Annotated in this window: 7 protein-coding genes and 3 pseudogenes; 2 read left to right on the forward strand and 8 right to left on the reverse strand. The window is 36.2% G+C overall.

What is annotated here, in order from left to right:
* The first annotated feature begins 197 nt into the window (after positions 1–197).
* Both BGC07_RS17220 and BGC07_RS17225 read left to right on the forward strand, forming a co-directional pair.
* A complete protein-coding gene (locus BGC07_RS17220) occupies positions 198–1,361 on the forward strand; it encodes a Fic family protein (RefSeq protein WP_069314296.1) in 1,164 nt (387 codons plus the stop codon).
* Between the two features lie 392 nt (positions 1,362–1,753).
* Complete coding sequence (locus BGC07_RS17225) at positions 1,754–5,005, forward strand: P-loop NTPase fold protein (RefSeq protein WP_069314297.1); 3,252 nt, start codon at positions 1,754–1,756, stop codon at positions 5,003–5,005.
* Between the two features lie 362 nt (positions 5,006–5,367).
* Here the strand turns inward: BGC07_RS17225 and BGC07_RS17230 are convergent, their stop codons facing one another.
* From BGC07_RS17230 to BGC07_RS17260, 8 genes and pseudogenes are all read right to left on the reverse strand, one after another.
* Positions 5,368–6,633 (reverse strand): pyridoxal phosphate-dependent decarboxylase family protein, encoded by a 1,266-nt coding sequence (locus BGC07_RS17230; protein ID WP_069314298.1) that lies wholly within the window; start codon positions 6,631–6,633, stop codon positions 5,368–5,370.
* Between the two features lie 37 nt (positions 6,634–6,670).
* Positions 6,671–6,892: pseudogene (locus BGC07_RS19845) on the reverse strand (methylated-DNA--[protein]-cysteine S-methyltransferase); the annotation flags it as partial.
* A 106-nt stretch (positions 6,893–6,998) separates the two neighbouring features.
* The gene (locus BGC07_RS19850; RefSeq protein ID WP_077217039.1) at positions 6,999–7,520 is read right to left on the reverse strand and encodes a helix-turn-helix domain-containing protein; all 522 of its coding nucleotides are present in this window, start codon (positions 7,518–7,520) and stop codon (positions 6,999–7,001) included.
* Between the two features lie 157 nt (positions 7,521–7,677).
* Positions 7,678–7,860: a transposase domain-containing protein gene (locus tag BGC07_RS23565; protein WP_268801731.1), complete on the reverse strand. Its 183-nt coding sequence runs from the start codon at positions 7,858–7,860 to the stop codon at positions 7,678–7,680.
* Positions 7,840–9,171, reverse strand: a pseudogene (tnpC, locus tag BGC07_RS17245) (IS66 family transposase); the annotation flags it as partial. The gene BGC07_RS23565 and the pseudogene tnpC, both read right to left, overlap by 21 nt.
* 34 nt (positions 9,172–9,205) lie before the next feature.
* Positions 9,206–9,556: an IS66 family insertion sequence element accessory protein TnpB gene (gene tnpB, locus BGC07_RS17250; protein ID WP_069314301.1), complete on the reverse strand. Its 351-nt coding sequence runs from the start codon at positions 9,554–9,556 to the stop codon at positions 9,206–9,208.
* Positions 9,553–9,861 carry an IS66 family insertion sequence element accessory protein TnpA gene (gene tnpA / locus BGC07_RS17255; RefSeq protein WP_069314302.1) on the reverse strand — a complete coding sequence of 103 codons (309 nt, stop codon included), beginning with the start codon at positions 9,859–9,861 and terminating at the stop codon, positions 9,553–9,555. The genes tnpB and tnpA overlap by 4 nt, the downstream gene beginning before the upstream one ends.
* 41 nt (positions 9,862–9,902) lie before the next feature.
* Positions 9,903–10,108: pseudogene (locus BGC07_RS17260) on the reverse strand (hypothetical protein); the annotation flags it as partial.

Here is a 10,108-nt window from a genome sequence, read left to right on the forward strand (position 1 = left end):
GCTGTTTTTGATGTAATTTAGCAACTAAGCACAATTACACATCGTGCAAACAACCATACCTACTATTTTCGATTTAAATAAAATCCGAAAATAACTTGATTTTTATTTCTTAATAGTGATAATAAGGACAGCTGCTATTATCGAAAAACACTTAAAACGATAATAACTTAAAATTGCAAAATTATCATAAGGTTAGCATGAACATTAATGATTCAGCCTCTGGGCAAGTGATCACTTCACAAACAGGATATCAATCTTTTATCCCAAACAACCTGCCTCCTCAATTAGAATGGTCCACTACACTTGTGAGTACCATGTCTCGCGCAGACTATGTATTGGGAAAACTTGCCAGAGAAGGTTCGAGCTTACCCAACCCCCACTTATTAATGCGCCCCTTTATTACACGAGAAGCTGTATTATCGAGTAAAATTGAAGGAACTCAAGCAACACTTGGTGAAGTTCTCGCAGTCGATGCAGGTATTCAAGTTAAAGAAAATCAAGATGACTTAAAAGAAGTACAAAACTACATTAAGGCATTAGACTATGGATTAAGCCGCCTAAATGATCTCCCTCTATCTTTAAGACTCATAAAAGAGATTCACAATGAACTCATGCAGGGAGTAAGAGGTAACCACGCAACACCAGGAGAATTTAGACGCACTCAAAACTGGATTGGACCGCCAGGATGTACTTTAAACACAGCAAAGTATGTGCCACCAACACCAGAAGAACTCATGGAATGCTTGGGAAAATTCGAGCTATTCTTACACAATGAACAGTTACCTGTGTTGATTCATATTGCTCTATGTCATTACCAGTTTGAAGCAATACACCCATTTCTAGATGGTAATGGGCGCGTTGGGCGTTTGTTAATCACTCTTCTACTTATAGAAAGAGGTATTTTGCCCGCTCCCCTGCTCTATCTCAGTGCTTTTTTTGAAGCAACTCGTGATGAGTACTATAAACATCTATATCAAGTGAGTAGCCAGGCAAACTGGAACGACTGGCTCATTTATTTTTTGAATGGGGTCGCAGTGCAATCAGAAGATGCCTTATCGAGGGCAGAGCGAATAAATGCTTTACTTTCCACATGGAAGCTTCAAGTCGCATCAGGTAACTCACAAATCCCTATGCAAATCGTAGAGCATTTCGCAGTCAATCCATTTTTAACAATTAACAAAATAGCGAATGACATGAATATTTCCTATACAACAGCACAGAGAGGTGTTAATAAATTAGAGAAACTAGGCATTATTAGTCAAGCTAACACAGGAAAAAGAGACAAACTATATTGTGCTACTCAGATTTTATCAATTTTAGAAGAACCAACTAAAATTAATACATTTCAAGAAGACAGATAGAGAGCATAAAATATTGTTGTTAAATCTGACAACACAACAGATAAATAAACCACTGGTGCTAATTAAATGGGAAAAATACATGCATTCTGAAATTAATTTTGTAAAGTGATTCTGAATCAGTATTATAAACGCACCAAAACAACAATATATCTACGCTCTCGAACAAGATGGTTGGTGTGACAGGAATGAATTGATTATCAAAAAGTCAAAGAGCTGGAAGATTCCCTTATGCACAGTATTATTGATAGTACGATTGCTGATGTTGCCAGAACGTCCTTTTCCACTAATAGCTGTAGCAGCTTGCAAACCGATACAGCTAAGTAGTTGTTTTAAATAATTTTATATTATATATAATGATTAATTCAATTATTTGTGCGAAAGACATAAGAATTATGGCAAGAATAACCTTACTGAATGAAGAGCCTAGCAAGGCTGATTTATTTGACTGTAATAGTCATGAGAATGTAGCAAAAGCTATGGCCTCATTTCTGAAAGAAGAAAACGCTCCATTGCTAGGGCTTTCTGGTGATTTAGGCTCTGGTAAGTCTACGGTACTTAAGCTTCTTGAAAAAGAACTTGCAAGCAATGATCTTCACTTTATCTATTTTGATATCGAACAATACCAATATGGCTCGACCAAAAGAGCATTGATAGAATTGGTATATAGTGAGCTAAAAGGATTAAATAAGCGCAAATGTTCTAAGTTAGCCGAGCTTAGAGATCAAGCCACAGGAAACTGGTTTAAGTATAAAAAACAGACTAAGAGTGAGTTGAGTGGCTGGGTAGTGCTGTTTATTATCAGCGTACTTTTTTCAAGTCAATCTATTGGTTCTTTTATTAAAAGTATAGAAACTGGACACTTCAGAAGTATAGGATTTTGGATAAATCTAATCATATTAAGTTCGCCTGCACTTATTGCTATTGCAGCGATGCTGTCAGGTAAGAAGTTAGGTGATTTAGTTAAAAGAAACAGTCTAGATACAATTGATGAAAAAATATTAGTAACCAAAGAAATAGGGCCAATTGAGCTAAAACAGGCATTTAGTGGTTTCATGGAGTATATTCCCGAAGGGAAAAAGATAATAATCGTTTTTGACAATCTTGATCGCGTTTCTATGGAAAAAGCCAAAGAAGTTTGGGCTGACCTTGAATTATTAGCGAATATAGCCAAAAACTCAACAAATAACCAACAAGACAGACTTAAAATCATATTGCCATTTTCTCCTCTTCATGTTGCCAAATCGATCATTAATAGCAAATCTGACTCATCAATAGGTGATGAATTCATAGCAAAAAGACTTCCTGTATGTTTTAGAGTTCCCCAAGCATCAACGGCGGGTTGGAAAAAAATGTTTCTTACTCTATGGTCAGAAGCGTTAGGCGATAACAATGATTGTGCAAATGAGACCATACTATTAATTGAACGATGGCAGAATACTCAGAAATATACAATAACTCCTCGTTTCATAAAAAGATTAATTAATGATATTAGCATATCAACGCTCTCACTTTCTTTTAAAAGTAAAATTAAAAACACTAGCATCAGTTATTATCTAATATCTAACAGATATTGCGCTCTAAGCTTATATCAAATAATTGGTAGTAGTGACGCAACAGAATCTTCAAAAGACTATCATGATATTCTAGAAAAAAGCCAACATCAAATGGATAGGTATTATGGGGATCGGGAAACTTGGGTTGATCAAGTTCTATGTTTGCACTATCTGGTAGAACCAAAGTATGCTAAAGCAGAATTGTTAAATACACCTATAGAGCAAGCAATTGAGACAAACAATGTATCTGGATTAGTTGACAAGATTGGAATCTATGGATTTAAAGAAGCACTTATTCATGCAATAGAGAAAAGGTCAATTATACCGTTAATAAAGTTTTACTATTCTTTTTTAGAATTAGAAAAGGATATAAATAAACTAAGTCAGGTTATAGAGTTAAGAGTTTATAAGTTAATACCCGCATCTTCTAATGAAAATGTTGATAAATTTGTTGACCAAGAGCTTTTAGAATCATTTTCAAAAGCAAAAGAACTTAACCAAAAAATTATTGCTTTTGTGATGAATAAGATTGAGTCAGCTTTTATTGATATCATTACATCTGATCAAAGTAAGGACACTTTTGAAACAACCAGTAGCGTGAATTTGAAGGATATCGATAATAGCTTACAAATCATTAATGGCTTTTGTGAACTCAGTTCAAAGGATTTATTAACAAAAAATATTCACTCAGTTTCACCTGAGAGCATTATGAAATATTTTATAAGTAATGATGGATCAGATAGATTTCAAAATTTACCACTAAAAGAAATTATATCTTCAAATAAATTATTTAGCTTGATAGATATATCAATAAAGTCAGATGAAAAGGAATGGCTTATTTTAAATAGGTTGTCTCAGGCAATATCTCTTGGCTCACAGGAACTCCAATCTATAAGAGAAGATGGTCGTTATGAAGCATATATTGGCTTAAGCTCATACACAAACCTCAAGCAACACATACCAATTACAGATGTGAATTTAACTAGGTGTTATCCTTTTAGTAAAAGTTGGAGTCATACTAACTTAATAAACCAGTTTTATATACTTATTGGAAAACTTCCAGACCAAGAGAGTAAGGATGAAATGACCGCTCAGCTTTTTTGTCAATTACTTTCAAGTACAGTATTTAAAGAGCAGAATAAGATTCAGCAGATTTCTCAACATTTACAAAGTAACGGTAATTACCATAAATATCTTAAAATATATATATCCTATATTCCATCATTTTCGCAAGTATGTCAGTCTTTTTGCATAGATTTTTATAAAAATAATAGTCATTATACGGATGAGGTTTTGAATAAAATAAAGAATAACCAGATAGAAATAGATACTAGACAACTTATTTCTTCTGACTATAGTAATTTAAGGAAAGCTTATAAGCTTGCTGAAATTTCATCGATATTTAAGAGCAATAGCATTTTTGATGAGATTACTAGCTATGATGTGGACTCGATTGATGAGAGCTTGCTTGATGATATATTAAGTGATTCTATCTTACAAGAAATTAAAGCTAGTATTATTGGCTCTTTCTTAAATCAAGAACTTAATTTTGATGAGTGGGCTGACTTCATTACAAATCCTCACACTAATTACCAAAAAGTAATTAACGAATTAGTAGGCTCTGATCATAAGCTTGAAAATTCTTCTTTCAGAAAATTTCTTGCTAACTACTATGAAGATTATGAATTAGATTTAACAAAAAATATGGTTATTACTGATATGATAGAAATAATGAAGAGAGAGGATCAGCAAACGATATCAAGGGTATTTAGAAATTTACTTAACAGAAATGATATTGATATAAAGATAAAAGTTCAAATAATTTTAGATTGCTCGAAGGTTTTGCACTTAGAAATTAATCCTGAAGGTGTAATAAGCATTATTGACTACATTGAGAACTCTTCAAGCATAGATAAAAAACATGTATATTTGTGGCTAGATCAGAAAATAAGCCAGAATGACGTAGACATTTGGAACAGTAATCAACTGACTGCTTTAAATAGTGTTTATGATAAAAACATTGAATTATTCCCTGAAACAGAAAAAGCAGATATTTTTTCGCACCTCACGAGTAAGGGCAACTCTACTTAGCTATGGGTTAGTTTTTTTTGGGGGGGCAGAGTTTACACGTACCCATCACTTCAAACCCTTAGGCTTTATGATAAACCTCTTATAAGCTATATTTTAGTGACACTCAACTCTAGTTTCCCGAAAAGTATAGTATTTGAACAGTGCTGACCTGACTAGGTTGCTTGCAATTAGCGCTACCTTATTGGCTTTAGGTAAGCGCTCTGCCAAGTACAGAGTTGACTTAGAAAGTTAAGTGGCTGAAGGGTCAAATGTTTTTCTCCATAATAATTTCGTTTGTTTTTTCAAGAAGCTCATCTATGTCTTTTTTGGTTGTATCAAAACTTGTTATACAAGCTCTTACTACCATCCCTACACCTGGTAACTCAACTGTAGATAGCCAGAATTGACCTTGCTGATTTATTTTTTCGTAATAACTCATTAGATGCAATTTGTCGATGATTAAAGCATATAACAGGCAATAAAGTATTATTATGAATAGTGTACCCTTGATCCTTTAAACCGACCCTTAAATATTGTCCGACCTTAAATTGGCTGCCAATTCTTTCATCTATTTCAGGCCAACCAACCTCTGCAATCGTCATAAACACCTTAAGGCCGATGAAGCGCCTAGACCATTGTAATGTAGTTGAATATGGATCGATGGTGTCATTTTCTGGAGAAGGCATGTAACTGGTGGTTATTCTAAAAGATTTATTTACAGCCTCACCGTTCTTGCAGAAAAACATTCCAGCACCCATGGGTACAGATAACCATTTGTGAGCATCCCAGGTTACTGAGTCAGCCTGATCGATACCATTTAGGTATTTTGAGGTTAAAGAAGACAGTAACGCTCCTCCTCCCCATGCGGCATCGACATGATACCAAAGGTTAAATTCATTTGCTATATCCGCCATTTCGTTTAGAGGATCTACTATCCCTGCTGCTGTCGTTCCTGCCGTTGCGGCAATCATAAATGGTTTACCCCCCTTAGCCCTGTCTTGTATGATCATTGCTCTAAGCCTATCAATATTCAATTGCATTCTTGAGTTTACAGGGACTTCTTTTACAGCATTACGCCCTAAACCTACGGCATGAGCAACTTTATGAAATGAGTGATGAGCTTGTTCCGAGACATAAAATATAGGTTGTCCCTCAATAGATCTAACTCCATGTAGGTCGAAGTCTTTAAATATGTGAGTTAACGCCGTTATGGTTGCAGTTAAATTTGATTCTTGCCCTCCAGAAGTAAAACAAGAGAAAGAGGTGCTTGGGTTGAAACCAATTTTCTTAGATAGCTGAGATAATACCATCCTTTCTATTTCACAGGCTAAAGGGGCATGCGACCAAACAGCAAGTTGAGGGTTATATGCAGCAACCATAGCATCCGCAGCAACAGCGATACCCGAAACACTCGGATTAAATAAGCCTAAGTATCGTGGATGAGTAACATGAAGGCTATATTCATCTAAAAGCTCTGAAATTTTATTTATTAAATTTTCTCGAGACATCGGTTCCTTAAAATCAAATTTTTCTATTTGATCTCTAATAGCCTCTGGGTTAACTATTTCACTTGTCACCTTCTTTTGTCGTAATTGAGGTTTATATTTAAAATCATATTCATTCGCTATTTTTAAAAAGCTTTTTTTCACCTGTATATACCTTATAAGTTTGGGTTGCCTTCTTTGTTCAAAATATTTTTTTCAGATCAGTTCCCCATTTGTAACCACCAATAGCACCTGATTTTCTTATTACTCTATGACAAGGAATTAAATAAGCGATGGGGTTTGAGCCAATAGCATTGGCAATTGCTCTAGCAGATTGAGGGCTGCAACCAATGTCGCTACTTAAATCTGCATAATGAGAGAGCTGTCCTTCAGGAATTTTTAAAAGTGCTTTCCAGACCTGAAACTGAAAATTAGTTCCGTGAAGATGAAGATGAAAAGGCTTTTTTTATTCCATGTGTGGCTATGGAAAATTCGAAAGATTGTGCTAGATGTCGATGTAGGATCTTCTACTAATTCTGCATTTGGCCATTTTTTCTCAATATTTTTTCTATGTTTGCTCCTTCTAATTCTAGTTTTAACTTATTAATGAATTCAAGATTACAGATACCAACATTTGACTGGACAATCATGCAAGCCCCGAAAGGAGTCCAGTGTATTCCGTATCTAAGTAAAAGCTTTTCTCCTTTTGATTTGTATTGACCAGGAGTGATCGCTTCTAGTTTTACGAATAAATCATGAAGTCTACCTGTGCTGCTTAGGTCAGAAGTAATAGCTGTGGATAATGTCGTTTCATTGCTCTGCAAACTTGGTTTAGTCATTTCAATTTTAAGACTTTGTTCAAAGCGTTTTGGGCTAACTCCCACCCAACGTCGAAAAAGCCGTTGAAAGTGAAATGGGCTTAAACCAACATAACTTGCTATTTCATCAAGGGTAGGCGGTTTCGAAATATTTTCACTAATGAAAATGATTGCCTTCTCTATGCGGTCATAGTGCTTTTTCATTAATTTAGATGACTCTGTTGTACTCTTCATAGTAGTTACTATAAATGTCCTTATCTTGAAGATCGAACCGAATCTTGCTGTAAATCGTAAAATCAAGATAACTAATTAATTCCAATGAATTTATTGTTGAAGCCTTTCGAGTAATCGGTCAATAAAGGGCAGATAGTATTTTGTCTGAAATAAGCGATCAACTTGAGTCGAAATTGTAAGGCAATAACGCCCTCAACTCATCATCCGTTTTTGCTGCTCGAATATTTTCAAACAAATATTTGAAATAGTGATATGGCTTATGAGCGTTGAGCTTACAGGTGGCAACTAAGCTGTAAAATGCTGCGGTTGCCTGTGCGCCTGCTTCACTGGCTGAAAACAACCAGTTGTGTCTGCCGACAGCGAGTGGCCGGATCTGTCGTTCCAACACATTATTGTCGATGGATAAAAATGGCTCATCAATATAGCGGATAAACTCATCCCAATTTTTATGCAAATAGCTCATCGCCTGACCCAGTGGCACTTTTGGTGGAATACCTGGTTGATGCTGCTCCAATCATTGCTTAATTTTATCTAAAATAGGCTTGGATTCTTCCTGCCGATATTGGTAAATAATATCCGGAGATTTGTCTTTAATTTCTTTTTCAATACGATATAGCTCTTTGATCAGATTTAGCATTTCCATGGCTAAGGTAACTTTATTGCTGCCTTTTTTAGGCTGTGGAATCGCTTCAAACTTCCGTCGGGCATGCGACCAGCAGTAGGTTGAGGTAATCTTTTCGTGTTTAATCACTTCACCATAGCCACTGTAGGCATCGGTCATCATATAGCCAACATAGCCCTTTAAAAACTTAGCAGGATGTATTGAGTGGCGTGATGCTTGAAAATCAATGCAGCAGACCTGCTTTTCAGCAATGCGACCATAATAATACCAAAGATAGCTTTTTTGCTTTCCTTCGCTTAAAACCCGTAATAGGCTTTCATCCGCATGAATTAGCTTTGCTTGAAGTAGATCTTGCTTCATCAGCTCAAGTAATGACTCACAGAGCATGGCAATGACGATCACCCAATTCGCCATGGTATTACGAGGTAAATCAATACCGAGCGTTTCAAAGCGTTGTTGTTGGCGGTGTAGGGGCAAATGGCTTTCAAATTTATCAGAGACGATCATCGCTAATAAGCTCGGTGTGACGATGCTTTTTGGAATCAGCATCGGTGGCAATGATGGAATCTTTATGCCAGTTTCACAGGCTTTGCAGCCATATTTAAAGCGCACATGTTGAATGACTTTAAACTGTGCTGGAATCGCTTCTAGCTTTTCAGTAATTTCTTCACCGATACGCCGCATAGTGCAGCCACAAGCACAGACTTTATCTTCTTCGGCCAAGTCATGCTCAACACGTTCTCGAGGCAGGTGCTCAGGTAATGGCTTGCGTTTAGGTCGCTGGCGCTGGTGTGCAGGAACCGTGATTGCTTCTTCCTGAGACTCTTTTTCAGCATTTTCATCCAAAAGCTCAGCAAATAAGTCCAGCTGATCTTGGCTTAGCTTTTCTGAGCGTTGACCGTAACGATGGCGCTGCAACTGCTCATACAGAGCTTTATAATGCTCTATTTCAACAGCCATATGGTTAATCAATTTATGACAATCGTCTAAGCTTTGTGGGTAATTTTCTGCACCTTCCATATCAAGCATTATATCATAATTACCTGATATAATTTACTATTATTTAAAACATTTGACTGTATTTTTGCTTGCAATTCGGTTTTATTTTATGCCACTCAGCACCTTCAAGTAATAACCGTAATTGTGCTTCACTCATCTGGTAACAATCATTTTTTAAGGATGGAATTTTAAACCGACCTTTCGCAAGGCGTTTATAAAATAAACAGAATCCAGTGCCATCGTAATAGATATATTTTAATTTATCTTTGTTGCGGTTATAAAAGACAAATACCGCTCCATCCAACACATCCATATCAAAGCGTGATTGAACTTCCCAGGCTAAGCCATCAATTGATTTGCGCATATCACAATGTGTAGTTGCTAGATACACCTTAATTGATGACGGGAAATTCATTGCACTTTATTGGCAACGCTTAATAGCCTTAATAAGGTCGGCTCATCAAAATCAGATGGTATCGCCAACTCATGCTGGCCGCAGAGCTTTAGTGATAAGGTGGCTGAGGGAGCTGCCTTAACTTCTACGAAGTTTAAATTGGATTTATTCTGATCCCGATAAATTTTGCAATAGTAACTGAACTGCGACGACTTAATGCTCATCTCACGGCAAAATACTTTTTTGGTGAGCCCTGATTCTTTCCATAGCTTGACCATCTCAAGCCAGTCTTCACGGGTATTCGGCACTTTAGTTTGATCAATCATGCATTTCTCCTTGTGTAGAGAAATTAGCATGACATGGATAATTACCGGTTAGAAGGTGTATTTCCCTGAGCGCTTACGTTTCTGATGCGTTTTATTTCTTCAGAGTTAATTCCCAAAGACTCAAGAAAACTTTGATGTTCGTCCGGCTCCATCTCCTCAAATTTTTGGTGCCATGTACGCATAGCTGCCTCATCAAATCCTGCAGCCTTCATTATTTCTACCCATCTTTCTTTAGTTACCATATTTA

The organism is Piscirickettsia litoralis, assembly GCF_001720395.1.
GTDB classification, from domain to species: domain Bacteria; phylum Pseudomonadota; class Gammaproteobacteria; order Piscirickettsiales; family Piscirickettsiaceae; genus Piscirickettsia; species Piscirickettsia litoralis.

What these genes read in the sequence shown, in the direction of transcription:
- BGC07_RS17220 (WP_069314296.1), top strand. Translation starts at nt 198, where the DNA reads ATGAACATTAATGATTCAGCCTCTGGGCAAGTGATCACTTCACAAACA.
- BGC07_RS17225 (WP_069314297.1), top strand. Translation starts at nt 1,754, where the DNA reads ATGGCAAGAATAACCTTACTGAATGAAGAGCCTAGCAAGGCTGATTTA.
- BGC07_RS19850 (WP_077217039.1), bottom strand. Translation starts at nt 7,520, where the DNA reads ATGAAGAGTACAACAGAGTCATCTAAATTAATGAAAAAGCACTATGAC.
- tnpB (WP_069314301.1), bottom strand. Translation starts at nt 9,556, where the DNA reads ATGAATTTCCCGTCATCAATTAAGGTGTATCTAGCAACTACACATTGT.
- tnpA (WP_069314302.1), bottom strand. Translation starts at nt 9,861, where the DNA reads ATGATTGATCAAACTAAAGTGCCGAATACCCGTGAAGACTGGCTTGAG.